This window comes from Bacillus cereus group sp. BfR-BA-01379, assembly GCF_022663605.1.
Taxonomy (GTDB): domain Bacteria; phylum Bacillota; class Bacilli; order Bacillales; family Bacillaceae_G; genus Bacillus_A; species Bacillus_A mobilis.
Window position 1 is genome coordinate 1 of sequence record NZ_JAKUFT010000352.1, and the last position, 210, is coordinate 210.

The window sequence follows — 210 nt, forward strand, 5'->3', positions numbered from 1 at the left end:
GTATTACCGCGGCTGCTGGCACGTAGTTAGCCGTGGCTTTCTGGTTAGGTACCGTCAAGGTGCCAGCTTATTCAACTAGCACTTGTTCTTCCCTAACAACAGAGTTTTACGCCCCGAAAGCCTTCATCACTCACGCGGCGTTGCTCCGTCAGACTTTCGTCCATTGCGGAAGATTCCCTACTGCTGCCTCCCGTAGGAGTCTGGGCCGTG

Annotated in this window: 1 rRNA gene; it reads right to left on the reverse strand. The window is 54.8% G+C overall.

The features are described from left to right. Positions 1-210: ribosomal RNA gene (locus MR113_RS28210) — 16S ribosomal RNA — on the reverse strand; the annotation flags it as partial.